Below are 26,924 nucleotides of genomic sequence, written 5' to 3' on the forward strand. Positions count from 1 at the left end.
GGGCCATCCGCGTCAGCGCCGGTGCGGCGGCGCCGGGTGGGATGCGCCGGGCCGGGCGGGGCGGGGGTGAGCCGAGCCCCGCCCGGCGGGCAGCGGGCTGTGCCCCTGCCCGGCCCGGCGGCGGCGCGCGGCGGCCCGCGGTGCCGTGGTCAGACGCGGCACAGGAGCTCGCCGTGCAGGACCGCGAACCAGCCGTCCTCCTCGGCGCCCCACGCCCGCCAGGCCTGGGCGATCCGGTCCAGCTCCGAGGGCGTGGCGTGTCCGCCGTCCACCGCGATCCGGGCGTACCCGGACCTGACCGTACGGTCCGCCCACAGCTCGCTCCACCAGGACCGTTCCTGCGGGGTGCGGTAGCACCAGGTGCCGGCGGTGGCGGTGAGCGCGTCCGGGGCGAAACCGGCCTGCCGCGCCCAGGCGTGCAGCCGGCGTCCGGCATCCGGCTCGCCCCCGTTCGCGCGGGCCACCCGCTCGTACAGCCGCAGCCAGTCGTTCATCCCGTCCACCTCCGGATACCAGACCATGGCCGAGTAGTCCGCATCGCGGACGGCGACGATCCCGCCGGGCTTGGTGACCCGGCGCATCTCGCGCAGCGCCTGGACGGGATCGCCCAGGTGCTGGAGGACTTGATGGGCGTGCACGACGCAGAAGGTGTCGTCGGGATAGTCCAGTGCGTGGACATCGCCGACCGCGAAGCGGACGTTGGTCAGGCCCCGTCCGGTGGTCGTGGCGCGTGCCTGCTCCAGCACCTCCGGAGCCCGCTCCAGGCCGGTGACCTGGCCGTCGGGCACCAGGGCGGCCAGGTCGGCGGTGATGGTGCCGGGGCCGCAGCCGATGTCGAGGATCTGCATGTGCGGCCGCAGCGCATCCAGCAGGTACCCGGCCGAGTTGGCGGCGGTGCGCCAGGCGTGGGAGCGCAGTACGGACTCGTGGTGGCCGTGGGTGTAGACGGCGGATTCCTGCGGCATGGGCGACTCCTTACGCGGGGCGGGGAGAGCGGCCGGCGGCGCGCGGGGGCGCCGCCGGTCACCCTCCGGGCGGCCGCACCGCGGCGCGGCCGCCCCTTCGGCGTGCTGAGATCACCGTACGCCTAAATCTCGCATCATGAGAGTCGCATCTCGCTATTCGGGCAACAGGCGGTAGACCGTCAGCGCCTCGTTCTGCTTCTCCAGCGCCACCTCGCGTGGCGCGGGCGCCACTTCACCGTCGAAGGCCAGCTGCGTCCCCTCGGGCACCTCACCGATCCGCAGCCGCGACAGGCGCGCCTCACCGAGCACCGGAGAGCTGCGCGGGGTGCCCATCAACGCCGCGGCGAGCAGCCGGGTACGGGCCAGCCGGCCACCGTGCACCACCCGTACGTCGAGCACCCCGTCCGCCAGGTCGTGCCGCCGCACCGGCGCGAACCCCAGCCCGCGGTACTGGCAGTTGCCGACGAACAGCAGCCATACCGCCCGCCGCTCCCCATTGATCCGCAGGGTCAGCGGCGCGGCGGTGCGCAGCACCTCCCACGCCGCCAGGATCCCGGCCGGCCAGGCGCCGATCCGGCCCGCCCACCGCTCGCGGATCCGCACCAGCTCCGGATAGGCGCCGATCGAGAAGGTGTTGAGGAACTGATGCCCCTCCAGATGCGGCCCGGCCCGGAAGCGCGCCACGTCCACCGCCACGGCCTCGCCGGTCTCCACCGCGCGCGCCGCCGCCGCGTGGGTTTCGATCCCCAGGTCGTAGGCGAAGTGGTTCAGGGTGCCGCCGGGCAGCACCGCGAGCGGCAGCCCGTGCCGCACCGCGACCGCCGCCGCCGCGTTGACGGTGCCGTCCCCGCCGAGCACCCCCAGCGCCCCGCCCAGCGCCCTGGCCCGCTCCGCGGCCTCGTCCAGGGCCTTGTCCAGCGGCTCCCCGTCCTCCCCGCCGCACACCGTCACCTCGGCCTCCGGCAGCACCGCGCGCACCTCCCCGGCCCGGTCCGGGGCCGGGCCCGTGCGCTGCCCGGAGCCCTGGTTCGCCACCACGACCAGCCCGCGGCCGCCCGGCAGCGCGGGGGCCTCGGCGCGGGGCCTGGCGGGCGGCGCCAGCTGGGCGCGGGTCGGGGCGAAACCGCGGACCGCGAACGCAGCCCCCGCCCCCAGCGCGGCACCCGCCAGCACATCACCCGGATAGTGCACCCCCGTATAGACGCGGGAGAACGCCACCGACGCGGCGACCGGCGCCAGCGCCAGCCCCCACCACTTGTTCTCGAAGGCGACACCGGTCGCAAAGGCCACCGCCGAGGCCGCGTGCCCGGAGGGGAAGGAGGACGTGATCGGCTGCCGGTGCAACTGCCGTATCACCGGCACCGCGTCCAGCACCGGACGCTGTCGCCGTACGGAGCGCTTGCCGAGTGTGTTCACCGTCGCCGACGCCACGGCAAGTGAGGCCACGCCGCGCAGCGCGGCCCGGCGCACCGGACGGCCGCCCACCGCGGCCGCCCCGGCCGCCAGCCCCAGCCACAGCAGCCCGTGGTTGGCGCTCAGGGTCAGCCGGGGCAGCACCCGTTGGGCGCCCGGCCAGTCGCGCGTGGCAATCAGGTGGAAGGTCCGCCGGTCGAGGCGGCTCAGTCGCGTTCGCATGCGCCACCTTGTACCCCGGACCGGCCCGAACAGGCCGCAACCCGCGGCAGGTGCCCGCCGGAGCGTCGCGGCCCGGGCCGGCGGGCTTCCGGGCCGGCGGGTTTCCGGCCGGCGGGTTTCCGGCCCGGTGCGGACCGTGCTTCGATGCCCGGATGACCTGGATGACCTGGATGAACGGATGACCCGGACGATCAGGGGGCGGCGCGACACCGACCTCGATGCCCTTGCGGCCGTCCTGGCCGAAGTGCACACCCACAGCGGGTATCCGCACCACTGGCCCGGCGACCCGGTGCGCTGGCTGACCCCCGACGGGCTGAGTGCCGCCTGGGTCGCCGAGGCGGACGGCACGATCGCCGGCCACGCCGCGCTGTGCGGGCGCGAGATCAGCCGGCTCTTCGTCGCGCCCGGCGCCCGCGGCGCGGGCCTCGGCCGGCGCCTGCTGCACACCGTCGAGGCGGCGGCCACGGCCCGCGGACTGCGCCCCGTACTGGAGGTGAAGACCACCGACACCGCGGCCGTCGCCCTCTACGAGCGGCTGGGCTGGCTCCGCCGCGGCACCGAGCGGCAGGAATGGGGACCGGGCGAGGTGGTGACGGTGCACCGCTACGAGGCGCCGCCCGCCCGCCCGGCGCAGGGAGCGCCGGTGCCACCCGCCTGAGCGCCGGTGCCCGCCTGAGCGCCGGTCCCGCCCTCCGCTGACGTGTCGCCCCGTCGCCACCCCCGTGATCTGCCAAGGTGGACGGGCCGCCCGTCCTGGCACGGGCCCACCATCGACCCGCCGTCGCGGAGTGGAGGTACGGATGCAGCGGACCGCCCCGGACCCGCGGCCGGAACCGGACCCGGATCCGCCGGTGGGCCTGCCGGTCCTCCCGGACCTCGTCGCCCATCTCGCCGCGGCCGCCGACCGCACCGAGGCCGACCCCCTGGGCGGCGCCGCCCCGCTGCGCACCGCCGCCTGCGGCTACTGGAAACGCCGCGGCCTGGTCACCACGCCCGACCGGGTCCTCGCCGCGCCCGGGGCCCCGGCCCTGCTGCTCGCGCTGTACGCCGCGGCCGACGGGGCGGTGGTGCTGCCGCGGCCCTGCGCCGAGTGGTACGCGCCGCCGGCCCGGCTGCTCGGGCGGCCGGTGCACCTCGCGCCCGTACCGGCGGAATCGGGCGGCGTGCCGGACCCGTTCGCGCTGCTGGAGACCGTCCGCCGGGCCCGGATGCACGGCGACACCCCGCGCGTGCTGGTCCTGTCCGTCGCCGACGACCCGACCGGCACCTGCCCCGCCCCCGAACAGCTCCACGAGGTCTGTGAGGCGGCGGCCGAAGAGGGCCTGTGGATCGTCAGCGACGAGACCCGCCGCGATCTGCTGCACGATCCGCACGACACCGTGCTGCTCAGCCCCGCCGAGATGCTGCCCGACGAGGTCGTGGTCCTCACCGACCTGCGGGCCACGCTGGTGCCCGCCTCCTGGCCGGCCGCGCTCGCCCGCTTCCCCGACACCGACCGGGGCACCGTCCTGCGGGCCGCCGCGCTGGACGCGCTCGCCGCGATCGGTACCCCGCTTCCGGGGCCGCTCGGCTGCGCCGTCACCCATGCCCTCGGCGAACCCGACGCGCTGCGCGCCAGGACGGCGACCGTGGCCCGGGTGTACGGCACCCTCGCCGCGGCGCTCCACCACACCGTCGCCGAGGCCGGTGCGGTCTGCCGTCCGCCGCACTCCGGCAGCCATCTCTACGCCGACTTCGAACCGCTGCGCCGACCGCTGGCCGCCCGCGGCATCGTGGAATCCCATGCGCTGGAGCGGAAGTTGGCGCCCTGGGGGGCGCGCGGGGGACACCGCTTCGGCGACGCGCCGGGCGCCCTGCGGGTGCGGCTGGGCGCCGAGGCCCTGCTCGGCGCCGACCGGGAGCTGCGGCAACGCACCCTGGACGCGCCCGATCCGCTGGAACTCGGGCACCTCACCGAGGCGTTGACCGCACTGTCCCGCGCGCTGGCCGGACTCACCGCCTCCACGGACGGCTGACCCCGCCCGGCGCCACCGGACGAGCCCGGCGGACGCGCCCTACGCCCCGCCGCCGGCACCCCGGGCCCGAGCCGGATGCGCTAGGCGGGCACGGTGGCGGAGGCCGACGGCCCGCAGCCGCCCCTCGGGCCCGCTGTGGACGAACTGCGGCACGACGCGCCCGCGCCCGAAGGTTTTTCACCACCGGGTCGGCCTCCGCAGGACAAAAGCCGCTGATTTTGGCGGGCGCCGCCGATCGCGGACGATGAGCACCGCTCGGTAACCCCGGGTGCACAGCGCACGACGAGAGGCCCGCCACGACATGAACGACCGGCACACCCGCCGCTTCGGTCTGGGAACCGCTACCTGCCTGGTGATGGGCAACATCATCGGCGGTGGCATCTTTCTGCTGCCGGCGTCGGTGGCTCCGTTCGGCACCGTCAGTCTGGTCGCCTTCGGCGTGCTGACCGTCGGTGCCGTCGCCCTCGCCCTGGTCTTCGGCCGGCTCGCCGAGCGCCACCCGGACACCGGAGGCCCCTACGTCTACGCGCGCGAGGCGTTCGGCGACTTCGCCGGCTTCCTCTCCGCCTGGTCGTACTGGACCATGACCTGGGTCAGCAACGCGGCCCTCGCGGTGGCCGCCGTCGGCTATGTCCACGTCCTGCTGCCCGGCCACCCGTCGAAGGGCACCGACCTCGCGGTCGCGCTGATCGCCCTGTGGCTGCCGGCCCTCGCCAACTTCGCCGGCACCCGCTACATCGGCCTGGTCCAGACGGTCTCCACGGTCCTCAAGTTCATCCCGCTGCTCTTCATCGCCGTCGTCGGCCTGTTCTTCTTCGACCCGCACAACCTCGGTGCGTTCCACGAGGGCAGCGGCAGCGCGTTCGGCGGGATGTCCGCGGCCGCCGCGATCCTCCTCTACTCCTACGTGGGCGTGGAGTCCGCCGCGATGAGCGCGGGCGAGGTCCGCGACCCGGAGCGGAACGTCGGCCGGGCCACCGTCTTCGGCACCATCGGCTCCGCCGTGGTCTACCTCCTGGGCACCGTCGCCGTCTTCGGCACCGTCGCCCACGACAAGCTGGTGAAGTCCCAGGCGCCGTTCTCCGACGCGGTGAACGCGATGTTCGGCGGCCACTGGGGCGGCACCGTCGTCGCCCTCGCCGCCGTCGTCTCGATCGTCGGCGCCCTCAACGGCTGGACCCTGATGAGCGCCCAGTCGCCGTACGCCGCCGCCAAGGACGGGCTCTTCCCCGCCGCGTTCCTGACCAAGCGGCGCGGTGTGCCCACCTTCGGCGTGCTGGCCGCCGGGGTGCTCGCCAGCGCCCTGACGGTGCTCAACTACCTGACCGGCTCCGGTGGCGTCTTCGAGATCCTCGTACTGATCACCACCTTCTCGGCGACCGTGCCCTACCTCCTCGCCGCCGGCGCCCAGGTCTACTTCCTGCTCACCGGCCGCCGCGACAAGGTCCGCCCGGCCCGCTTCGCCCGCGACCTCACCCTCGCCCTGACCGCCTTCGGCTTCACCTTCTGGCTCGTCGCCGGCGCCGGCTACGCCGCGATCTACCAGGGCGTGCTCTTCCTCTTCGCCGGCATCCTCGTCTACGCCGTCATGGCGGCCCGGCGCACGGCCCGGCAGGAGGACGACCGGGCCGCGGCACAACTCCCTACTCCCCGGCAGCCCGAAGCGGTTCCCCCACCCGCCGCAGATGACGCAGCGCTTCCGCGTACGACCTGAGCAGCCCCGTCTCGTGATAGGGGACACCGATCTCGGCGCAGTATGCCCGCACGATCACCTGCGCCCGGCGCAGCTGCGGTGTCGGCATGCTCGGGAAAAGATGGTGCTCTATTTGGTAGTTGAGCCCGCCGAGCAGCACATCGGTCAGCCGCCCGCCCCGGACGTTGCGTGAGGTCAGCACCTGCCGCCGCAGGAAGTCCGGGCGGGCGTCCCCCTTCAGCGTCGGCATCCCCTTGTGGTTGGGCGCGAACGTAGCGCCCAAATACACGCCGAAGGCGGCCTGGTGGACGAGGAGGAAGACCAGCGCCTTACCGGGGGACAGCACCAGGAACAGCGCGCTGAGATTGAGCACGATGTGCGCCAGCAACAGCGCCGCCTCGGTTCCCCAGTGCTTCATGGTGGGGGACCGCAGCGCCCGGATGCTCGACACCCGCAGATTGAACGCCTCCAGGGTGAGCAGGGGAAAGAACAGCCGCGCCTGATGGCGGCCGAGGAAGCGGGGCAGCCCCGTGGCGGCCCGCGCCTGGTCCTGCGACCACACCAGGACGTCCGGCGCCACGTCCGGATCCAGCTCCTCATGATTGGGGTTGGCGTGATGGCGGGTGTGCTTGGCCATCCACCAGCCGTACGACATCCCCACCCCGAGGTTGCCGAACAGCCGCCCCCCGAGCGCGCTCGGCCGGCGCCCGCGGAACACCTGCATATGCGCCACGTCATGGGTGACCAGCGCCACCTGCCCGAACACGAAGGCCAGGAACAGCGCCACGGCCGGCTGCCACCAGCTGTCCCCGACCAGGAAGAACGCCACCCAGCCGGCCACGAACGCCGCACTCACCAACGAGAGCCGCACGACGTAATGGCCCGGCCGCCGCTTCAGCAGCCCCGCCGCCACGATGCGCCGCGACAGCCGCGCGAAGTCGCTGCCGGCGCCTTCCGCCGCCGGCCCGCCGGACGGAGGAACACTCTCAAGACTCTCAAGGCTCGTCGTCATACAGCCGAGTCTTGTGACCCGTCCCGCCCCACGACAGCCGGTCCGCCCCCGGGCAGGCGGGGGGGCAGCGCGAGGGGAGGGGGGTGGTAGCTCCACCCCCGCGCCGCGGTCGGTCCGGGGAGTCCGGGTCCGCGCCGGTGCTCTCCGGCGCCACCTGGGGCACCCCCGGCCCGGCCCGGCTGGCTCTTCGGTCTAGTCGTTGCGTCGGCTAGTCGTTGCGCCGGCTGAAGGCGGGCAAGGCCCGTACCAGGTCCGGGGGAAGGACCAGACCCTCCTCGGTGGACGGGTTGACCGCCAGCCACAGGTCGTCCGCCGGCCAGTTCGCGGCCAGCTCCACGACGGGGAGACGGAGCGCGGTGCCGGGCTCTCCTCCGGCTGCCACCAGCGCGTCCTCGGTGGTGAAGACGGGGACATAGCGATTCCCGTCCTGTTCGACCACCGGCAGGGCGATGGTCCCCTCGGGGCGCTCCTCCTCACCCTCGGCCGGTGGTGCCTGCGGCAGCAGGGCCACGCTGGTCGCGATGTCGATCAGGGCGGCCTGGGTTTCCGCCGCCTCTTCCGCGGACGGGGCTCCCTCGGCGGCCGCCCCCTCTGTCGGAGGCGCGTGTTCGTCGGGGCTGGAGTTGCTCATGGAGTGTCCTCTCGTCGGCGTGGCTCACCGGCACCCGCTCGACACGGGTGGGACGGGCTGCCGCGGTCGCCGCCGGATGTCGCCCGGCGGCACAGGAGCCGGGGGCGGCCCAGCGACCCGGAGCCGGGGCAAGCGGGCCATTACCACCAAGGTAGGCCGCCCCACGATCTCTGCAACGCGCTCGGTCCGCGAAGCGGTGAGGACCGCGGCTGAGCCTGCGACCTGGGAAAACGGCGGTAGGACCCCCTTCCGCGCGGCCCTCACCTGCAGCGGAGCCGACGAGCCCGGCGGCTCCGGTGCGACGTCCCTCCACTGCGTCGCCCGTCGACCTGCGCTTGTGTGTCAGGAGAGATACAAGTGAGGAGAGGGGCCGACGCGACGGATCCGACGTTCCGCCGCCCTGCGGCGTCTGCGGTGTCTCTGTGCCTCAGGGCTCCAGAGCCCGGGGGCAGGATGGGCGATGAATGGCCATGGGAAATGCCACCCCTCTCGGAGACGGCTCCGGTCTACTTCCGGATCCGGCCACCTCGGCCACGGCAGTCGTCGACGCGCGGGGGGCCGTGACGGGGTGGAGCGCCGGCGCCCAGCGGCTGCTCGGCTATCCGTACGAGGACGCGGTAGGGCGGCCCGCGGCGCGTCTGCTCGGCTGGGACGCCGACGCCATGGGGGACCCGTCCGCGGCCCTCGACGGGTGGAGCGGCACGACCCTGCTGCGACACCAGGACGGCCGCCACATGGAAGCCGAGCTGCGGGCGTATGCCTCACTCGACCACCAGGGCAACGCACAGTGGCTCCTCGTGGCCACACCGTCACAGCCACATCTGCATCAGAAGCCACATCCGCATCAGGAGTCACCTCCGTACAACGGTGAGGCGACGACAGAGGAAGCCTTCACCCAGTGCCACCTGCCCTTGATGATCTACGACGCCGATTTGCGGGCCCTGCGGGCGAGCGACGGCGCGGCCGTCGAACTGGGCCTCACGGAGGAGCAGTTGCGCGGCCGGCGGGTCACCGAGGTCCTGCCGCCCCACGTCTGCAACACGGTGGAAGAGGGCATGCGCCGGGTGTTCGAGACGGGGGAACCGGAGCGGTTCCACGTGCATGGCCGGCCGCGGCACGGCACGCACGAAAGGTACTGGACCGTCACCGCGTCACCCCTCAGGAACCCGGCAGGACAGGTGCGACACGTGCAGCTCATCGCGCTCGACGTCACCGACCAGCAGCGGGCCCGAGAGCGGCTGCTCCTGCTGAACGACGTCAGCACACAGGTCGGCAGCACCCTCGACGTGGCGCGCACGGCCCAGGAGATGGCGGACGTGGCGGTGGGCCGGCTCGCCGACTTCATCAGCGTCGACCTGCTGGATTCGCTGGTCCGGGGCGTCGAACCCAGGCCGTCCGCCGGGGGCTCCGTCGCCCTGCGCCGCGCCGCCCAGCAGTCCGTCCTCCCCGGCGTCCCCGAGTCGGTGAGCCGGCCGGGAAAGGTGGACCACTACCCGGAATCCTCGCCCCCCGCGCGCTGCCTGGTCACCGGGCGGTCCTCGCTGCACCGCACCTTGGACGAGGCCATCGCGAGCTGGCAGGTGGCCGACCCTGAGCGCGCGGCGAAGGTGCGCGCCTGGGGGATGCATTCGATCATGGTTATCCCGCTGTGCGCCCGCGGCATCACGCTCGGGGTGGCCGTGCTCGTCCGCCATCAGCGCGAGGAGCCCTTCGACGAGGACGATCTGCTCCTCGCCGAGGATATCGCCGCACGCGCTGCCGTCGCCGTGGACAACGCCCGCCGCTTCACCCGCGAGCGGACCACCGCCCTCGCCCTGCAGCAGAGTCTGCTGCCGCAGCGGCTCGGCGCTCAGGCGGCGGTGGAGGCGGCCTACCGCTACCTCCCGGCCCGTTCCCGGGCCGGGCTGGGCGGCGACTGGTTCGATGTGATCCCGCTGTCGGGCGCCCGGGTCGCCCTGGTCGTCGGAGACGTGGTGGGCCACGGCCTGCACGCCTCCGCCACCATGGGGCGGCTGCGCACCGCGGTACGCACGCTGGCGGACGTCGACCTGCCTCCGGAGGAACTCCTCGTCCACCTCGACGACTTGGTCACCCACCTCAGGGAGGAGGAGCGCGCCGCCACCGATCCGGAGCTCGATCTCGTCACCGACCTCATCGCCACCTGTCTGTATCTCGTCTACGACCCGGTCTCGCGCCGCTGCACCGCCGCCGGTGCGGGCCACCCCCCGCCCGCCGTGGTCATGCCCGACCGCACCGCGGAGTTCATCGATCTCCCGGTGGGCCCTCCGCTGGGAGTGGGCGGGCTGCCCTTTGAAGCGGTCGAATGGGAAGTGCTCCCGGGCAGCCTCCTCGTGCTGTACACGGACGGCCTCGTCGAGGGCCCCGAACACGACCTCGGCAGGGGCATGGCGCTGCTGCGCGAGAGCCTGGAGCGGCCTGCCGGCTCACTGGAGGCCACCTGCGACGACCTGCTCCATACCCTGCTCCCGGCCCGGTCGTCGGACGACGTCGCCCTGCTCGTCGCGCGCACCCGAGCCCTCGACGCCGGTCAGGTCGCCACCTGGGACCTGGCGCCGGACCCGTCCGCCGTGGCCGGCGCCCGGGACGAGGTCTCCCGCCGCCTGGCGGGCTGGGGACTGCACGACGTCGCCTTCACCGCCGAACTGGTGGTGAGCGAGCTGGTCACCAACGCGATCCGCTACGGCGGCCCGCCCGTTCAGCTGCGCCTGATCCGCGACACCGTGCTCATCTGCGAAGTGTCCGACGGCAGCAGCACCGCCCCGCACATGCGGCGAGCCCGCATCTTCGACGAAGGCGGGCGCGGCCTGCTGCTCGTCGCCCAGTTCGCGGAGCGCTGGGGCACGCGCCACCGGGCCGGCGGGAAGTCGATCTGGGCGGAGATCGGTATTCGGAACTGAGCGTGGCGGCTACCGCGTTCTGATGCGGCCGGACATGCCGGTCCGCGGCCCTGCCCAGGCGCCGCGTTGGGCTCCGCCCGGCCAGACAACATCGACGGGCAGACCTGCAGCGCGCGCCTGCTCGACGGTGTCGGCAGTGCCGCCCCCCATGCCAGAGGGTGGGGCGCCGTCCCACACCGCTACGAGTCGGTCGGCCCGCTTCAGCAACTCGCCATTGGCAGCCTCATACGCCTGCCGATCGGCTGCGTCGTACGGCATGGTCACCACGTCCGCAGTCGCCGCAAGGCGATCGAATACGGGTGCGTGATCGGCCTTGACCTTCGCCTGCCGATAGTCGCGCGAAGGAAGGATGACGACCAAACGCCCGCCTGCCTCAATGACCGCCTCGGCGAACAGGGTGTCGGCGCCACGTGCGAGACAGGAGACGCCGACCAGGTCCCCTTGGGCGTGTTCCCGCAGGAGGTTCCGCATGGCCTCCTTCACCCGTGGCACGGTGTCCTCGGTCAGGTCCATATGCCCGGTCACGGCGATGGCTGTCATACGGCCTGTCTCCCTCTCAAGTAGCCAGCAGATCGCGGATCTGATTCCGGGCTTCACGCAGTGGCCCAGGAACGTCCCTGCCGACCGTATAGGGATAGAGCTGCGCGAGCTGATTCCGGACCCGGCCCGACTGGGTGTGAGCGGCGGCATCGACGGCGTGATGCGTGTTCTCGACAGCACCTGTGACATCGCCGACGAGGAAATGGCATTCGGCGAGACCGATCCAGTCGAGCGCGTGACTTCGGCTTGCCTCTGGGCCGCGCTGGTCGAGCGCCATACGGATTTCCTCTGCTGCCATATGCGCATGCTCATGAGGCTGCCGCCGAGCAAGTTCCAGTAGCCGGCCGCCGGTGACGCCCGCGAGTTCGGCTTCGTCGAAGTAGGCGATCCAGTACGGATCCTGACCGGTGGTCGCATGGGCCAATGCGTCGCGAGCCTGTGCTGTGGCCCGGCGGAATGCCGCAGTCCGGCCCACCGCGGCCAGGGCCCACGCCTCGCGTGTGTGCAGCATCGCCCGCAGGCGAGGCCCAGCAGTGGTACGCACACCATCTTGTGCGAGGCGCACCAACTCCAGAGCGTCTTGAGGATGACCCCCGTACAACACCTGCCGCGCTATGCCGGCCAGCACATTGGCGCCGAATGCGGTATCCCCAGCCGCGTGCGCCGACCTCAGGGCAACGTCATAGTATTCCTGCGCCCGGCGATGCAGCCCCGAGTCCCAGGCCATTGTGGCTGCGGTGCCGGCCAGTTGGGCCATCACGCCGTACAGACGTCGCTCGATGGACGTTGCCTGATGCTGGTCGAGAGCGGACGCCACCTCGTTCAGCTGTCCAAGAACTGCCTTTCGGCGTAGCCCCCCGCCGTATCGGTGATCCCATGCGCGGAAGGTGCGCGCCGTGGTTTCCAGATCATCCAAGTCTCGTGCTCCGAGCCGGCCTTGGCGCCGAGGACGGTTGTCGGCGCCGGCTGGCTGCAGCCACCCTTCGAGGGAGTCGAGCAGAGCGGCACCGGTGACGGCGGCAGCGGATAGGGCGCGCGCAGCTGCGCGGCGAGTCATCACGAGATCGCTCCTCGTCAAGTGGTCGGATAAGCCGATGGTGGCGTCAGGACGCCACGGCACCTCCTCGGAGTGCCGGCGATCCTCTGGCGATGGCGTGACGTCCCGGGGCTGGTCCTCCCATGGGCGGGGTGCGAGACCGAGCAGGATGCCGGGGATCCGGAGGCCATCGGCAATGCGTCGGATGACGACCATCGACGAGATCTGATGCTGTCCGGCGATGACGTTGGAGACCTTGCCGGGAGTGAGTTCGCATGCTGCCGCGATCTTGTTCTGACTGAGCCCGCCCCACTTCTTGATGAGAGCAAAAGCGGCGGCGAAATCGTGCTCGCCGAGTGCTCGGCGTAGATCGTCACGCTCCAGCACGTCAGGGGCGAGCGGTGGTCCGGGGGCGTCCATAGGGCCCACTTTCACAGTGATCCTAGGCATGAGTAATCGTCGCGCTGCACCAGCAACGAGTCTATTACCGCCTCGGTAACCCCTGTTGGTCATTCCCGCCTTGTTGCTCTGAGAGGACCCTCGTTGCAGCACGAAGAGGTCGCTGCAAGGGAACAGAATGGACAGACACACGATCATGCTTGACCCGCAGGACACACAGACGCCGATCGATGTGGTCACCATCCAAGCGACAATCGAGAGGGCGCTGGGCGCCAGCCGTGGCCAGCTACAGGTGAGCACGCTCGTCGACCTTCAGACGCAACTGCGCATCCACATCGCGTTACTCCGAGAGCCTGCCCGGAAGGCCGCTGACCAGATGTGGCACGGCGGCACCAAGTGGCATCGGCACATCACGCGGCTGGACGGTGTCGAGCGCCAGGCGGAGCAGGAAATGAGTCCGCTTCCGTTCGGTGCTCTGATCGAGGTGCAGCTGATGGCGCGCGACTGCCAATGGCTCCTGGACGGCTACAAGGAGAACTGGCGATGAGCGAGGGACGACGGTGCCCCGGCCCGCTGCCCTATCCCGGAATCAAAGGCCGCCTGGTGAGCCCCCGTCAGCCGGAAGTCGGCGATGAAGTCGAGTATGCCCCCGGCCGCCGAGCCGTCGTGACGGACATCCGCAGGGGCAACTACTACCTCCGGACGTGGGGAAACCAGGAGTGGCCGGTGCAGGACTCCGACCAGTTGACGGTGAAGCGGACGCGAGCCGAGCGGATCGCGGCGGGGGATCTTTGATGAGCGGCGCGATGTCCTCTGCGCTCAGCGCGAGCTGGCCGGGGGTGCGGGGTGATGGGCCGTGCGGCGGGTTGGGCGTGCCGCGAAGGCGCGGGGGCGGGGGCGGCGTGCCACGCTGGAGGTGTCGGGGCTGCCGCGGACGTGGGGTGGCCCGGCGGGGACATCGGTACGCAGCGGAGCCGGCGCACCTGGCGGCCGGCCCATGGTGAGAGGCGAGCGCCCATGAATGCCCAGCTGGAACCGCTCAGCGGCAAGGAGATCGAGGAGCGCCTCAGGGAGCTGCCCGGATGGTCGGCCGAGGGGGACCTGCTGCGCCGCAGCTACCGGTTCCACGGACACTTCCCGGCGGTCGCGATGGTCATCCATATCGCGCAGATCCAGGAGGAGTTGGGCCACCACGCCGAGCTGACCCTGGGCTACAACCAGCTCGCCGTGGCGGTGAACACCCACAGCATCGGGGGCCGGATCACCCACCTCGACGTCGGTCTCGCCGGCCGTATCGAGGAGATCGCCGCGGCGCACGGCGCGCGCTGACCCGCCGGCGGCTCAGCTGCCGGATCGCGGCCGCACCACCCGCCCGGCACGCGCCAGCTCCACGTTGAACTGGGCGCCGGACAGCAGCGACAGGTGGGAGAACCACAGCCAGATGAGGAAGACCACCGGCCCCGCGAGCGAGCCGTAGAGCCGGTTGAAGGTGCCCACGTACGAGGTGTAGAGCGCGAAGGCGGCCGACGAGACCAGCCACAGCAGCACGGCGACCACCCCGCCGGGCGCCGCGCGCCGCACCCCGCGGGAGCTGGGCGGCCCGGATCGGAACAGCACCATCGCCAGCACCGTGGCCAGGAGCAGCAGCAACGGCCACTTCAGCAGGTTCCAGGTCGCCTCGCCCGCCTCGCCGAGCCCGACCGTGCGACCCAGCGTGGTCGCGATCGGGCCGCTCACCAGCAGGGCCACCGCGCTGCTGATCAGCAGCGCCATCAGCAGCAGCGCCGTCATGAGGATGCGCGGCGCCTTGCGCCACGGCGGCCGGTCGTCCTGGGTGCGGTGCATCGCGTGCAGCGCCCGGCGGAACACCGCCAGATAGCTGCACGACGACCACAGGGCACTGACCATGGCGCCGCCGACCACCACCCACGCGGCGGTGCGCTGATGCGCCATGCTCACCAGCGCACGGTGCACGGTCGGGCCCGACTGGGCCGGGGCGATCGAGCTGATCTGGTTGATGAGCTGCTCGGTGGCCGGCGGATCGGCGAGCCCGATCAGCGACACCGTCACGATCAGCGACGGCAACAGCGCCAGCACCGAATAGTACGTCAGGCTCGCCGCCCAGTCCGTCACGTCGTCGTGCCACACCGACAGCGGCGTACGGCGCAGCGCGGTCCGGCACTGGGCCCAGGTCGGCAGCGCGGCCGGCTGCCTGGGTCCCGCCGCACCGAGCGCACGGTCCAGCAGCGTCCGGTCCATACCGCGGCGCATACCGCTCCCGCCCATGTCGTATCCGTCCTCTCCGTCGGTCCGTCCTGCATCATCTCCCGCCGGCGGGTCACCCCTGCCGCACCGGCCGCGCACCTGCCCCGCCTACTCCAGCCCGCGGGCCCGCCGGAACCGGGCCAGGCCGTCCGCCAGATCCACCACCGGGTCCGGGTAGTCGTACGCGGCGCGCTCCGCCCCGGTCAGCCGCCACGGCCGGTGGACGGCCGGGCCCGCCAGGCCGGACAGCTCCGGAACCCAGCGCCGCACGTAGTCGCCCTGCGGATCGAACCGCCTGGCCTGGGCGAGCGGATTGAGTACCCGGTGGGGCCGGGTGTCGGTGCCGGTGCCGGCCATCCACTGCCAGTTGAGCTGGTTGTTCGCCAGGTCGCCGTCCACCAGCAGGTCGAGGAAGTGCCGCGCGCCCACCCGCCAGTCCACATACAGCGTCTTGGTCAGGAAGCTCGCCACCAGCATCCGGGCCCGGTTGTGCAGCCACCCCTCGTGCAGCAGCTGCCGCATCCCCGCGTCGACCACCGGGAAGCCGGTGCGGCCCTCCATCCACGCGCGCACCTCGTCCTCGTCGTGGCGCCAATGGTCGTGTCTGGTGCGGTAGTCGGTGTGCGCCGCGCCGGGGCGGGCCGCCAGCACCTGATGGTGGAAGTCCCGCCAGGCCAGCTGCCGGACGAACGCCGCGGCGCCGGCGTCCGGGCGGCCGGCCGCCTTGTGCACCAGCTCCGCCGGCGACAGACAGCCGAAGTGCAGATACGGCGACAGCCGTGAGGTGGCATCGGCCGGCAGGTCGTCCTGCCGGTCCTGGTAGTCGGCCATGCCCGAGCGCTGCCAGGCCGCGAACCGGCGGCGCCCCGCCCGCTCGCCGCCCACCGGCAGTCCGGGCGACGGCTTCCCGCCCGGGCACAGGACGTCCGCCGAGGGCAGCTCCTGGGAACGCACCCCCTCCGGGACCGGTACGGACCGCGGCGCGGACAGCACCGGCCGCACCCCCTCGGCCCGCCAGCGCCGGAAGTACGGCGTGAAGACCGCGAAGTGGTCCCGGCCCGTCCCGGAGGGCAGCACCGCGGCCGGCGGCAGCGCCGTGATCACCGCGTCGTGCACCACCAGCGTCCGCCCGGCGGCCGCCAGCTCCGCGCGCAACCGCCGCTCCCGGCGCAGCGCATAGCCGCTCACCCCGGCCGCGAGATGCACCTGCCCGGCGCCGGTCTCCGCCGCCACCCGGCAGGTCTCGGTGACCACATCCCCCGTACGGATGACCAGCCGACCGCCGCGTTCCCGCAGCCCCGCGTCGAGATCGGCCAGCGCGTCGGCCAGGAACGCCGCCCGGTTGGGCACCATGAACCCGGCGTCGGCCACCCCCGGGTCCACGACGAACAGCGGTACCACCCGGGTCGCGGAGCGCAGCGCGGCCCGGAGCACCGGCTGGTCGTGCAGCCGGAGGTCGGAGCTGAACAGGCAAACCGCTACATCCATGACATACGTCTACACCGAACGCGTACCCCACGTGCCCGCCACCACGGGCGGCCGGCCGTCAGGCGAAGGGCAGACCGCGCCACGGCGAGGACGGGTCCTGGGTCAGCACCCGGTGGAGGTGCACGGCCTGGGCGTACTCCGGCCCGAACGCGCCGTTGTCGAACGCCAGCATCCGGCCCAGCGCATGGCCCGCGGCGAACTCCTCCCAGCTGCCGTACGCCTCCCGGGCCCGCGCACCGGCCTGCATCACGGCCTGCTCGGCCTGTGGGGGCGCGCACAGCCGGGCGCTCAGGCCCCAGCGGACGAGGCCGACGGCGTGTGCGTGGTCCAGCGCGACGAGGGAGGCCACCTGACCGTCCGCCGGCAGCAGCCCGTCCGCGCGGAACCGCTCCTCGTAACGGGTCACCAGTTCCGGGACGGCAGGCACGTCGGCACCCTGGCCCGCCTTCCCGGCCCCTGCGTCCGCGGGCTCCCCGGCATCCCGGCCGCGGGCCCGGGCGCGCAGGGCCGCCTCCGTCTGCGTGGGGACGAACTGCCCGCCGAGCAGCTGGTCGAGGCGCTGCTGCCAGCCGGCGGGGTCGGTCACCGACCACTGGGTGCGCAGCGTCTCGGCGTCCGCGGCGTGGTCGAGGAAGACCGTGCCGAGTTCGTTCCAGGGCACGCTGTGGTGCACCGCGAGCGCCGCGCCGCACGCCAGGCCCTGAGCGAGCCGGCCGTGCAGCGGCCCGCCGAAGTGGGTGACGAGCAGCCCGCCGGGCCGCACCCCGGCCCGGGTGCGGTGCTGGAGCCAGCTCATGCGGTGGACGTGCGAGGCGTCCAGATACGCGGCGCACGGCGTCCCGGGGTTGAGCGCCAGCCGCCACTTGTCGTTCGGCCAGTCCTGAGCCAGCTCCTCCACCGACACCCGGTCGAAGAACTGCTGGGGATGCCACGGCGGGAGCATGCCGCGGGTCAGGACGGGAATGCACCTGCCGCCCACCGCCGGGTCGTCGTAGACGGGCAGCGGGTCCTGCCCCTGCTGAGGCACCGCCAGATACAGATCCTCGCCGGCGATCGCCGCGACCTGACCGTCCCGGTCGCCCCGCGCCGTCGCCTCGTACAGCCGCCGCTCTGTGTCCGTCGGCGGCATCCATCCCGGAGTAGCCACAGCCAGACTTTACGAACACCCTGTCGGCCGCCCGAACCGGGGGTTGCCGGAACGGCAAGGAAGATTGCACCGGCGCCGGCGGTGCCCCAGGCTCGCCGGCATGAGTCCTCACGAACACCCCGTTACCGGGCATCACTCCGCATCCCACGACAACACCGTCATCGACTGGGCCCTGCTCGCCTCGCACCTCGAACGGGAGGCGGAGCTGTACACGCCGCTCTACGAACAGGCCGCCGCCTGGCTGGGCGAGTTGCTCACCGAGGGGACCGGCGCCGGGCCCGAGGGGGTGCGCCGGGTGCTCGACATCGGCAGCGGGCCGGGTGTCGTGAGCTGTCTGCTGGCCCGCGCCTTCCCCGCCGCCGAGGTGGTCGCGGTGGACGCCAGCGCGGAGCTCCTGGAGCGGGCCCGCGCCCGGGCGGCCGGCCTCGGCCTCGGCGAACGGGTCCGCACCCATCTCGCCGACTTCCCGGAGGGGCTCGACGCCCTGGGCGGCGGCGACATCATCTGGTCGAGCAAGGTCCTGCACCACATCGGGGACCAGCGCCAAGCGGTCGCCACCCTCGCCGGTCATCTGCGGCCCGGTGGACTGCTCGCCGTCTGCGAGGGCGGCCTGCCTCCGCGCTACCTTCCGCGGGACCTCGGCATCGGCCGCCCGGGGCTGCAGTCCCGGATCGACGCGGCCGCCGACGAGTGGTTCAGCACGATGCGGGAAGCGCTGCCCGGCTTCGTCCACGAGACCGAGGACTGGCCCGCGTTCCTCGCGGACGCCGGTCTGCGCACCCCCTCCACCCGCAGTTTCCTGCTCGACCTGCCGGCCCCGCTGTCCGACGACGCCCTCGCCTTCGTCCTGGCCGTCCTGAGCCGCGCCGCCGAGAAGTGCGCCGAACGCTTCGACGAGGAGGACCGCACCACCCTCGCCCGCCTCACCGACCCCGAGGACGCCGCCGGGATCAGCCACCGCCCCGACGCCTTCCTGCTGTCCGTGCAGACCGTTCACACGGCCCGCGCGCAGTAGCCCCCGGACCCGGTGGCCGACTCCTCCCTCGCACCGCGGCCGTACGGACCGGCCGGATCCGCGCGGACCCGGCCGGCGCCCGCCGCCCAGGCAATACGCTGGGCGGCGGGCCGCGACGGGGGTACCTCCCGCGCACTTGAGGCGCGGTGACGGCATGGAGGGAGATCGGGTGGACAGCGACAGGAGCGACGGCGCCGGCGAGGCCGTCCGCAACGTCATCTCGGGTGACACGGTCGCCAGCGGCCCGGTCGTGCAGGCCGGCCGGATCGACTCCCTCACCCTCGCCACGGCGCCGGCACCCGCGTCGATCACGCCACGTCAGGTCCCGCCGCCCCGCCCGGGCTTCGTCAACCGCACCGCGGAGTTCGCCGCCCTGAGCGCGGCGCTCGCCTCGTACGGCCCCGACAGCCCGCCCGCCACCATCGTGATCACCGGCCTGGGCGGCGTGGGCAAGACGGAGCTTGTCTCCCAGTGGGTCTGGCGGGAGCTGGCCGCACGCTTCCCCGACGGACAGCTCTACGCCGACCTCGGCGAGGTGCGCCGCGACGGCGGCATCGACGTCGGCGGCGTCATCGGCACCCTGCTGCGCGCCCTGGGCGTCCACGAGAGCCTCATCCCCGCGGGCACCGCGGACCGGTCCGCGCTGTTCCGCTCGGCGACCGCCGGTCGCAGACTCCTCGTGGTCCTCGACAACGCCCAGCACGCCGCGGAGGTGCGGCCGATGCTGCCCGGCCACGGACTCGCCGTCGTCCTGAGCCGCAAGCGACTGGCCTCCTTGGAGCTGGACGGCGCGGTGCCGTTGACGGTGGCCCCGCTCGACACCGACGCCGGGGTCCAACTGGTGCGGCGCTGGCAGCAGTCGGCCGCGGAGCCGGACCCGGCATCCGGGGCGGGCCCCGGGGCGGCGGCCCGGCTCGTCGCGGCCTGCGGCGGTCTGCCGCTGGCGCTGCGCGCCGCCGGCGAATGGCTCATCGAGCGGCCGCACATGAGCCTGGAGGCCGTGGTCGACGCGCTGGCCGAGGAACAGTTGCGGCCCGGGGAGGCCGGCCGGTCGGTCGCGGCCGTCTTCGACGCGGTCACCGCGACCTTCTGCGCCCACACCCTGGCCCTCTACCGCTTCCTGGGCGCCTTCCCCGGAACCACCTTCACCGCGGACGTCGCCGGGGCCGCGGGCGTGACCCGGTTCGAGGACGGGCTGCGCGATCTGCGCACCGCCCACATGGCCGTCGGAGCGGGCGCCCCGGGCCGGTTCCGGCTGCACGACGTGGTGGCGGCGCACGCCCGTACACGGACCGGCCCCGAGCAGGACGTACGGGAGACGCGGCGGCGGGTGACGGACTTCTACCTCATTGCCGCGGCGCGCGCCGACCGGCTCGTCCTGGGAGCGCGCTTCCGCCTCCAGGAAGCCCCGCCGGCCCTGCCCGACGGGTGCCCCCGGCTCTTCGGCACCGGCGCCGAGGCGCTGGACTGGCTCGACGCCGAGCGGGCCAATCTGCTGGCCGTGCTGCGGACGGCCGCCGAGGAGGGGTGGCACGACGCGGTCTGGCGGCTGTGCGAATCGCTCTGGGCGCTCTACCACGGCCGCAAGCACTACGCGGACTGGATCGAGTCGCACCGGCTGGGCATCGAGGCGGCCCGCTGGGAGGGCCGGGTCGACGCCGAGGTCCGCATGCGCAACCAACTGGCGCGGGCCCACTACTCGTTGGGCGAGTACGACCTCGCCGACGCCGAGCTGAGCCGCGCCGACGAGCTCCTGGGCGCGGTGGCGGACGCCCGGCTGCCCGGCATCATCCGGGAGACCCAGGGTTTGCTGTGCCTCGCCCGCGAGCGCCCCGACGAGGCCATCGCCCTGTTCACCCGCGCCCTGCACGCCAACGAGGGAGACCCGCACGGCATCGTGGTGCAGAGCTACAACCTCGGCCAGGCGGTCCTCGCCGCCGGCCGCCCGCAGGAGGCCCTGGACCTGCTGGACGGTGCGATGGCGACGGCCCGGGCCGAGGGCGATGACGCCATGCGGGTGCGGATCGGCATCGTGTGCGGCCGCGCCCACCGGGCGAGCGGGCGCTTGGAGCAGGCGCTGGAAGCGGTCACCGATGCCGCGCTGCTGGCCGAGCGGCTCGGCCAGGTGGTCAAGCTGAAGGAGGCGCTGGAACTCACGGTGGAGCTCGGCGACCGGATGCAGAACCCCGAGGTACAGCGCGCCGCCCGCAGCAAGATGCGGGAGTTGCGCCAACGCGCCGGAATCGGCGAACCGGTGGACTGACGCCGACCTGCCGGGCCCTCAGCTCCCTTCCCCGGTGAGCGAGGTACGGGCGCTACGATCGCCCCGGCCCCGCCGCCGCACCGTCCCGCCGCCCCGAGAGTGGATCCCCCGTGTCCCTGCTGCCCCGCCGCCGTACCAGCCGCCGGCGGTCGCGCTGGAACACCGTGCCGGAGGACGCCCAGGTACTCGGCGTGGCGCGCACCCTCACCTCGGCCACCCGGCTGATGGACGTGATGCGCCTGCTGCGCCCGGAGGACGGCATCGCGGTGTCCTACACCGTCAACCCGGGCTCGGTCTTCGCCGACGGACTCGCGGACTACTTCGACGGTCTGGGTGCCCGCGTGCTCAGCTGGCGGGAGGCGACCCGGCAGCGCTTCGATCTGGCCGTGGCCTGCGCCGTGCACCCCTCCATGCGGCAGCTGGACGCCCCGCTGATGGTGATGCCGCACGGCGCCGGATACAACCGGCTGGTCACCGAGTCCACCGGCGATCCCGGTGCGCCCGCTGGGCTGTCCCGACGGGAGCTGATGCGCGGCGGGCGGGTGCTGCCCGCCGCGATCGGGGTCTCGCACGAGGAGCAGATCGCCCGGCTCGCCCGGACCTGCCCCCAGGCCGTCCCGGTCGCCCATCTGATCGGCGACTACTGCTGGGACCGGATCGAGCAGAGCCGGCCGCGGCGCGACCTCTACCGTGCGCGGCTGGGCGTCGGAGGGGGCCGCCGGCTGGTCGTCGTCAACAGCACCTGGAGCGAGCATTCGCTGCTCGGCCGGTATCCGGACCTGCCCGCGAAGCTGGTCACCGGGCTGCCGGCGGACGAGTTCGCGGTCGCCCTCGTCCTGCACCCCAACGTCTGGGCCCGGCACAGCCGGCACCGGGTCCACCAGCGGCTGGCCCGGGCGATGGATGCCGGGCTGCTCGTGCTGCCGCCGGAAGAGGGCTGGCGCGCCGCGCTGATCGCCAGCGACTGGGTGGTGGGCGACCACGGCAGCACCACCTTCTACTCCGCCGCGCTGCACCGCGTCCTGCTGCTCGCCGCCACCGGGCTCGACGAACTGGACCCGGACTCACCCACGGCCGCCCTCAGCCGCGCCGCCCCCCGCCTCGACCCCGACGGCGATCTCCTCGCACAGCTGCTGGCAGCCGCCGAGCAGCACTCCCCGCAGCGGCTGCAAGCGCCCGTGGACGGGCAGTTGGCGGCCCGGGGCGAGGCCGGCCGGCGCCTCCAGGAGGTGATGTATCCGTTCCTCGCGCACCGGAACATCACGCTGCCCGCGGCCCCTCCGGTGCCGGACCCCGTCCCGGAGCCGCGCCCCGAGCGGCACGTGGGCCCGACGGCGTACGACGTGACCGGCGAGGTGCTGCCCGACGGCTCGGTGGCCGTGCGGCGCTGGCCGGTCCTCGCCCACGACCACGAGGAGTCCCGTGGGTTTCTGGCGGTGACGGAGCAGGAGACCCACCGGCTGTGGCGGTCGTCGGCGGAGGTCCTGGCCCGTACGGTCATCGACGCCGAACTCGCGCCCGCCGACTGGCTGCGCGACCGCGTCCACAGCCCCCGGGCGGGCCTCGATGTCGCCGTCGCGGCGCTGGCCGAGGACCGCTGTCTGCTGTTGCTGCGGCGCTGCGGCACCCTGCTCGAAGCGCATGCCGCACGCGCCTACGGCGACCCCGGGCCGCGCCTCGACCCGCTGCTGCTCGGCGCCGCCGTACAGGTGTGGCTGAACGCGCGGCGCACCGCCGCCGAACTCTCCGGCGGGCTGGTCGTCCGCACCGGCCCGCGCACGCTGACCGTGGCCTTCACCTGGCCGCCCTGAGCGGCCGGGCGACGGCGGGGCCGGCCACGGCCGCGCGCCCGCGGGGTGCGCGCGGCCGCCTGCGGACGGCCCGTCCTGCTCAACCCTGATTCATCGGCTTCGGGTGGATCACGGCGAAGGTCGCGCCCTGCGGGTCGGTCACCACGGCCATCCGGCCGGCGATCATGTCGAAGGGCTGCTGCAGCGCCGCGCCGCCGGCCGCGGTCACCTTCTTGACCGTGGCGTCGGTGTCGGTCACCGAGAAGTACGGCAGCCAGTGCGAGGGGGTGTCGGCCGGCATCTGCTCGGACATCGGCTGCATCCCGCCCACCGGACGGCCGTTCACCGTCAGCGCGTAGTAGTGCTCGGCACCCTCCATGGGCGCGTTCTCGATGCCGAGGGCCGCCTGGTAGAAGGCGCCGGCCGCGGAGGGGTCGGTGGTGTTGAGCTCGTTCCAGATCAGCGCGCCGGGTTCGTTGACGATGCCGGCGCCGGGGAAGTCCACGGGCTGCCAGATGCCGCACACCGCTCCGGTGGGGTCGGCCACGATGGCCATCCGGCCGAGCGTCATCACGTCCATGACGGGCATCAGGACCGTGCCGCCGGCCTTGGTCACCGCCTGGGCGGTGGCATCCGCATCGGCGGCCGCCAGGTAGGTGGTCCACACGGTCGGCGGCGCGGGCTGGCCGCCCATCGGGACCGCGGCCATGATGCCGGCCACCGGCTTGTCGTTCAGCCGGCACACGGCATATCCACCGGTCTCCGCCGGCCCGATCTCTCCGGCCCACCCGAAGACCTGGGAGTAGAAGTCGATGGCGGCTTGCTGGTCAGGGGCCGCGAGATCGACCCAGCAAGGCGTCCCGGGCTGGTAGGGAGCGGTGACTTCAGGCATCGTGGCCTCCTCGACGGGGGCACCTCCCCCGCCGTACGGCACCGGGGAGGAGCAGGGCGAAGCGGAGGGGTACCGGCCCCGGTCGGCGCGCCGCGGGAGCCGCCCCGCACTCACCCTCCACACTTCCTGGCGTCCGCCGCGTCCGCCACTCGGGTCCGCCGCGGCGCCGCCCGGACAGGCCGGGCGGCGCCGGTATCGCGCCAGGTCAGCCCACGTCGAAGGTGGCCGGGTCCGGGCCGAGGCGGGTGCCGGAGTCCAGCCCCGCGAGGGCGGCGAGGTCCGCGTCGTCCAGCTCGAAGCCGAAGACGTCGATGTTCTCGGCGATGCGGGAGGGCGTGACGGACTTCGGGATCGCGACATTGCCGAGCTGGAGGTGCCAGCGCAGCACCACCTGGGCGGGGGTCCTGCCGTGCTTGGCGGCGAGCTCGGTGAGCGTCGGGTGCTCCAGAAGGCCCTTGCCCTGGCCGAGCGGCGACCACGCCTCGGTGACGATGTTGTGCCGGGCGTGCACGGCGCGGGACTCGGCCTGCGGGAACTGCGGGTGCAGCTCGATCTGGTTGACGGCCGGGACGACGGAGGTCTCGCCGAGCAGCCGCTCCAGATGCCCGGGCAGGAAGTTGGAGACGCCGATCGCCTTGGCGCGGCCGTCCGCGTAGATCTTCTCCAAGGCCTTGTACGTGTCGACGTACGTGTCCCTGGACGGGAGCGGCCAGTGGATCAGATAGAGGTCCGCGTACTCCAGGCCGAGCTTACCGAGGGAGGTGTCGAAGGCCCGCAGCGTCGCGTCGTAACCCTGATCGCTGTTCCAGAGCTTGGTCGTGACGAACAGCTCGTCACGGGCGATGCCGGACGCCGCGAGTGCCTTGCCCGTGCCGGCTTCGTTGCCGTAGATCGCCGCCGTGTCGATGCTGCGGTAGCCGGCCTCCAGGGCCTGGCCGACGGCGGTGGACGCCTGGTCGTCCTCGATCTGCCAGACGCCGAAGCCGAGCTGCGGCATCTCGATGCCGTTGTTGAGCGTGATGGAGGGAACCTTGCTCACGGGGAAATCGGTCCTTACGTCGACTGTTGCGTGCACGGATGTCAACGATCATCCGCGGTCACGCATTCCCGCGCAGGTCCACGAGGTGCGCACGGCGTGCGGGGCCGTCGGCCGGTCGTCCCGCGGCGCCCCGCCCGGCCCGTCACGCCTGGTAGAGGGCGTCCACCTCGACCGAGTACGCGGTCTCGATCGCCTTGCGCTTGAGCTTCAGCGACGGGGTCAGCAGCCCGTGCTCCTCGCTGAACTGGTTGGCCAGTATCCGGAACGTACGGATCGACTCGGCCTGCGAGACCAGCGTGTTGGCGGCGACGACGGCACGCCGGATCTCGGTCTCCAGGTCCGGGTCGCGCACCAGGTCGGTCGGCGGCATCTCCGGCTTGTCGCGCATGGCCAGCCAGTGGGTGACCGCCTCCGGGTCCAGGGTCACCAGCGCGGCGATGAACGGCCGGTCGTTGCCGACCACGATGCACTGGGCGACCAGCGGATGCGCGCGCACCCGCTCCTCCAGGCCCACCGGCGAGACCGTCTTGCCACCGGAGGTGACCAGTACCTCCTTCTTCCGGCCGGTGATCGTCAGATAGCCGTCCTCGTCCAGCGCACCGAGGTCACCGGTGGAGAACCAGCCGTCGTGCAGCACGGCATCGGTCGCCTTCGGGTCGTTGTGGTAACCGTGGAAGACCTGGCCGCCGTAGAGCCAGATCTCGCCGTCCTCGGCGATGTGGACGGTGGTACCGGGGATGGGGGTGCCGACGGAGCCGAAGCGGGTCCGCTCGGGCGGGTTGGCGGTGGCGGCCGCGGTGCTCTCCGTCAGGCCGTAGCCCTCGAAGATCCGCACACCGGCACCGGCGAAGAACAGCCCGAGCCGACGCTCCATCGCCGAGCCGCCGGACATCGCGTACCGCATCCGGCCGCCCATCGCCGTACGGACCTTGCTGTACACCAGCTTGTCGAAGATCTGGTGCTGCATCCGCAGCGAGGCGCTGGGGCCGGAGCCGGTGCCGAAGGCCTTGTTCTCCTGTGCCTCGGCGTACCGGCCCGCGATGTCGACCGCCTTGTCGAACGGCCCGAGCTTGCCGTCGGCCTCGGCCTTGCGCCGGGCCGCGGCGAAGACCTTCTCGAAGATGTACGGCACCGCCAGGATGAAGGTGGGCCGGAAGGTCTGCAGGTCGGGTAGGAGCGCGCGGGCCGAGAGTTCCGGCTGGTGGCCCAGCTTGACCCGGCCGCGGATCGCGGCGACCTGCACCATCCGGCCGAAGACGTGCGCCAGCGGCAGGAACAGCAGGGTCGCTGCCTCGTCGCCCGCCTTGGAGTGGAAGACCGTCTCGTAGCGCATGACGATGTTGTCGGACTCGGCCATGAAATTGGCGTGGGTGATCACGCAGCCCTTGGGGCGGCCGGTGGTGCCGGAGGTGTAGATGATCGTCGCGGTGGCGTCCGGGGTGACGGCCATCCGGTGGCGGTGCACCACGTCGTCGTCGATATGCCTACCGGCCGCGGTCAGTTCGGCCACCGGATCGGCGTCCAGCTGCCACAGCTTGCGCAGCTGGGGCAGCCGGTCGATGACCGAGCCGATGGTCATCGCATGGTCCTCGTGCTCGACCAGACAGGCCGAGACGCCCGCGTTGTGCAGCATCCAGAAGACCTGCTCGGCCGAGGACGTCGGATACAGCGGTACGGACTGGACGCCGATCGACCACAGCGCGAAGTCGAACAGGGTCCACTCATAGCGCGTACGGGACATGATGCCGACGCGGTCGCCGAACCGGACGCCCTGCGCGAGCAGCCCCTTGGCCAGTGCGAGGACCTCGTCCCGGAACTCTCCGGAGGTGACGTTCTGCCAGTTCCCCGCGTCGTCCTTACGCGCCAGCGCGACGCGTTCGGGATCGGATTCGGCATGCTCGTAGACGACGTCGGCCAGCCCGCCGACCCGGGGCGCGGTCGCCAGTGGCGGGACGGTGAACTCGCGCAATGACCCAGCTCCTCGTGGTGCTCCTCACAAGGCCGCGACCGTACCCCACGGTGACCTCATCCGGCAGGGCCGTACCACGTCGCGAACGCGGCCGCACGGGAACTGGCCAACGGGCGAAATTGGGTTACTTCGGAGAAGCGTGAACATGATTGCGCTGGTTCAACGTCGGACGATCACGATGCCGGGACCACATCTGCACCAAATCTCTGCAC

At 72.9% G+C, this 26,924-nt stretch carries 22 protein-coding genes; 10 read left to right on the forward strand and 12 right to left on the reverse strand.

What is annotated here, in order from left to right; genetic code table 11:
* Window positions 1–149: 149 nt before the first annotated feature.
* The gene (locus EST54_RS04070) at window positions 150–965 is read right to left on the reverse strand and encodes a class I SAM-dependent methyltransferase (RefSeq protein WP_129245084.1); all 816 of its coding nucleotides are present in this window, start codon (window positions 963–965) and stop codon (window positions 150–152) included.
* A gap of 153 nt (window positions 966–1,118) precedes the next feature.
* The gene (locus EST54_RS04075) at window positions 1,119–2,600 is read right to left on the reverse strand and encodes a bifunctional phosphatase PAP2/diacylglycerol kinase family protein (protein WP_129245086.1); all 1,482 of its coding nucleotides are present in this window, start codon (window positions 2,598–2,600) and stop codon (window positions 1,119–1,121) included.
* A 178-nt stretch (window positions 2,601–2,778) separates the two neighbouring features.
* Between EST54_RS04075 and EST54_RS04080 the strand changes: the two genes are divergently transcribed.
* The 3 genes from EST54_RS04080 to EST54_RS04090 all read left to right on the forward strand — a co-directional run bounded on the left by EST54_RS04080 (window position 2,779) and on the right by EST54_RS04090 (window position 6,329).
* Window positions 2,779–3,258, forward strand: coding sequence for a GNAT family N-acetyltransferase (locus tag EST54_RS04080; protein WP_129245088.1), 480 nt, complete (start codon window positions 2,779–2,781; stop codon window positions 3,256–3,258).
* Between the two features lie 142 nt (window positions 3,259–3,400).
* On the forward strand, window positions 3,401–4,615 hold the full coding sequence (locus tag EST54_RS04085; protein ID WP_129245090.1) for an aminotransferase class I/II-fold pyridoxal phosphate-dependent enzyme: 1,215 nt from the start codon (window positions 3,401–3,403) through the stop codon (window positions 4,613–4,615).
* A 301-nt stretch (window positions 4,616–4,916) separates the two neighbouring features.
* Complete coding sequence (locus EST54_RS04090) at window positions 4,917–6,329, forward strand: amino acid permease (protein WP_129245092.1); 1,413 nt, start codon at window positions 4,917–4,919, stop codon at window positions 6,327–6,329.
* Here EST54_RS04090 and EST54_RS04095 read toward each other — a convergent pair.
* Both EST54_RS04095 and EST54_RS04100 read right to left on the reverse strand, forming a co-directional pair.
* Window positions 6,259–7,320 (reverse strand): fatty acid desaturase family protein, encoded by a 1,062-nt coding sequence (locus EST54_RS04095; protein ID WP_129245094.1) that lies wholly within the window; start codon window positions 7,318–7,320, stop codon window positions 6,259–6,261. The genes EST54_RS04090 and EST54_RS04095 overlap by 71 nt on opposite strands.
* 208 nt (window positions 7,321–7,528) lie before the next feature.
* The gene (locus EST54_RS04100) at window positions 7,529–7,951 is read right to left on the reverse strand and encodes an SseB family protein (RefSeq protein WP_129245096.1); all 423 of its coding nucleotides are present in this window, start codon (window positions 7,949–7,951) and stop codon (window positions 7,529–7,531) included.
* Window positions 7,952–8,415: 464 nt separating this feature from the next.
* Between EST54_RS04100 and EST54_RS04105 the strand changes: the two genes are divergently transcribed.
* A complete protein-coding gene (locus tag EST54_RS04105; RefSeq protein WP_129245098.1) occupies window positions 8,416–10,869 on the forward strand; it encodes a SpoIIE family protein phosphatase in 2,454 nt (817 codons plus the stop codon).
* Window positions 10,870–10,878: 9 nt separating this feature from the next.
* On the opposite strand, the gene EST54_RS04110 is transcribed toward EST54_RS04105, so the two are convergent.
* The gene (locus EST54_RS04110) at window positions 10,879–11,409 is read right to left on the reverse strand and encodes a hypothetical protein (protein WP_129245100.1); all 531 of its coding nucleotides are present in this window, start codon (window positions 11,407–11,409) and stop codon (window positions 10,879–10,881) included.
* Window positions 11,410–11,425: 16 nt separating this feature from the next.
* The gene (locus tag EST54_RS04115; protein WP_129245102.1) at window positions 11,426–12,865 is read right to left on the reverse strand and encodes a hypothetical protein; all 1,440 of its coding nucleotides are present in this window, start codon (window positions 12,863–12,865) and stop codon (window positions 11,426–11,428) included.
* Window positions 12,866–13,022: 157 nt separating this feature from the next.
* Here EST54_RS04115 and EST54_RS04120 point away from each other — a divergent pair, with 157 nt between their 5' ends.
* The 3 genes from EST54_RS04120 (at window position 13,023) to EST54_RS04130 (ending at window position 14,173) form a co-directional block, all read left to right on the forward strand.
* Complete coding sequence (locus EST54_RS04120; protein ID WP_129245104.1) at window positions 13,023–13,391, forward strand: DUF6415 family natural product biosynthesis protein; 369 nt, start codon at window positions 13,023–13,025, stop codon at window positions 13,389–13,391.
* Entirely contained in the window at window positions 13,388–13,639 is a 252-nt protein-coding gene (locus EST54_RS04125) for a hypothetical protein (protein WP_239012655.1), read from the forward strand. The genes EST54_RS04120 and EST54_RS04125 overlap by 4 nt, the downstream gene beginning before the upstream one ends.
* Window positions 13,640–13,861: 222 nt before the next feature.
* A complete protein-coding gene (locus EST54_RS04130) occupies window positions 13,862–14,173 on the forward strand; it encodes a 4a-hydroxytetrahydrobiopterin dehydratase (protein ID WP_129245106.1) in 312 nt (103 codons plus the stop codon).
* A gap of 12 nt (window positions 14,174–14,185) precedes the next feature.
* Here EST54_RS04130 and EST54_RS04135 read toward each other — a convergent pair whose 3' ends face one another.
* The 3 genes from EST54_RS04135 to EST54_RS04145 form a co-directional block, all read right to left on the reverse strand.
* Window positions 14,186–15,130 carry a YihY/virulence factor BrkB family protein gene (locus tag EST54_RS04135; protein ID WP_129245108.1) on the reverse strand — a complete coding sequence of 315 codons (945 nt, stop codon included), beginning with the start codon at window positions 15,128–15,130 and terminating at the stop codon, window positions 14,186–14,188.
* 87 nt (window positions 15,131–15,217) lie between these two features.
* Window positions 15,218–16,597, reverse strand: a complete 1,380-nt coding sequence (locus EST54_RS04140; RefSeq protein WP_129245109.1) for a cryptochrome/photolyase family protein — start codon at window positions 16,595–16,597, stop codon at window positions 15,218–15,220.
* A gap of 58 nt (window positions 16,598–16,655) precedes the next feature.
* Complete coding sequence (locus EST54_RS04145) at window positions 16,656–17,744, reverse strand: DUF1266 domain-containing protein (RefSeq protein ID WP_244942435.1); 1,089 nt, start codon at window positions 17,742–17,744, stop codon at window positions 16,656–16,658.
* A gap of 100 nt (window positions 17,745–17,844) precedes the next feature.
* On the opposite strand from EST54_RS04145, the gene EST54_RS04150 reads away from it, so the two are divergent.
* The 3 genes from EST54_RS04150 to EST54_RS04160 all read left to right on the forward strand — a co-directional run bounded on the left by EST54_RS04150 (window position 17,845) and on the right by EST54_RS04160 (window position 22,833).
* Window positions 17,845–18,759, forward strand: a complete 915-nt coding sequence (locus EST54_RS04150) for a class I SAM-dependent methyltransferase (RefSeq protein ID WP_167511476.1) — start codon at window positions 17,845–17,847, stop codon at window positions 18,757–18,759.
* Window positions 18,760–18,928: 169 nt separating this feature from the next.
* Window positions 18,929–21,022, forward strand: coding sequence for a tetratricopeptide repeat protein (locus EST54_RS04155; protein ID WP_244942436.1), 2,094 nt, complete (start codon window positions 18,929–18,931; stop codon window positions 21,020–21,022).
* 110 nt (window positions 21,023–21,132) lie between these two features.
* Window positions 21,133–22,833, forward strand: a complete 1,701-nt coding sequence (locus tag EST54_RS04160) for a hypothetical protein (protein WP_129245113.1) — start codon at window positions 21,133–21,135, stop codon at window positions 22,831–22,833.
* A gap of 79 nt (window positions 22,834–22,912) precedes the next feature.
* On the opposite strand, the gene EST54_RS04165 is transcribed toward EST54_RS04160, so the two are convergent.
* The 3 genes from EST54_RS04165 to EST54_RS04175 form a co-directional block, all read right to left on the reverse strand.
* The gene (locus EST54_RS04165; protein ID WP_129245115.1) at window positions 22,913–23,704 is read right to left on the reverse strand and encodes a VOC family protein; all 792 of its coding nucleotides are present in this window, start codon (window positions 23,702–23,704) and stop codon (window positions 22,913–22,915) included.
* A 205-nt stretch (window positions 23,705–23,909) separates the two neighbouring features.
* Window positions 23,910–24,743, reverse strand: a complete 834-nt coding sequence (locus EST54_RS04170; protein ID WP_129245118.1) for an aldo/keto reductase — start codon at window positions 24,741–24,743, stop codon at window positions 23,910–23,912.
* Between the two features lie 142 nt (window positions 24,744–24,885).
* Window positions 24,886–26,712: an AMP-dependent synthetase/ligase gene (locus tag EST54_RS04175; RefSeq protein ID WP_129245120.1), complete on the reverse strand. Its 1,827-nt coding sequence runs from the start codon at window positions 26,710–26,712 to the stop codon at window positions 24,886–24,888.
* Between the last annotated feature and the right edge of the window lie 212 nt (window positions 26,713–26,924).

Source organism: Streptomyces sioyaensis, assembly GCF_004122735.1.
Taxonomy (GTDB): Bacteria; Actinomycetota; Actinomycetes; order Streptomycetales; family Streptomycetaceae; genus Streptomyces; species Streptomyces sioyaensis.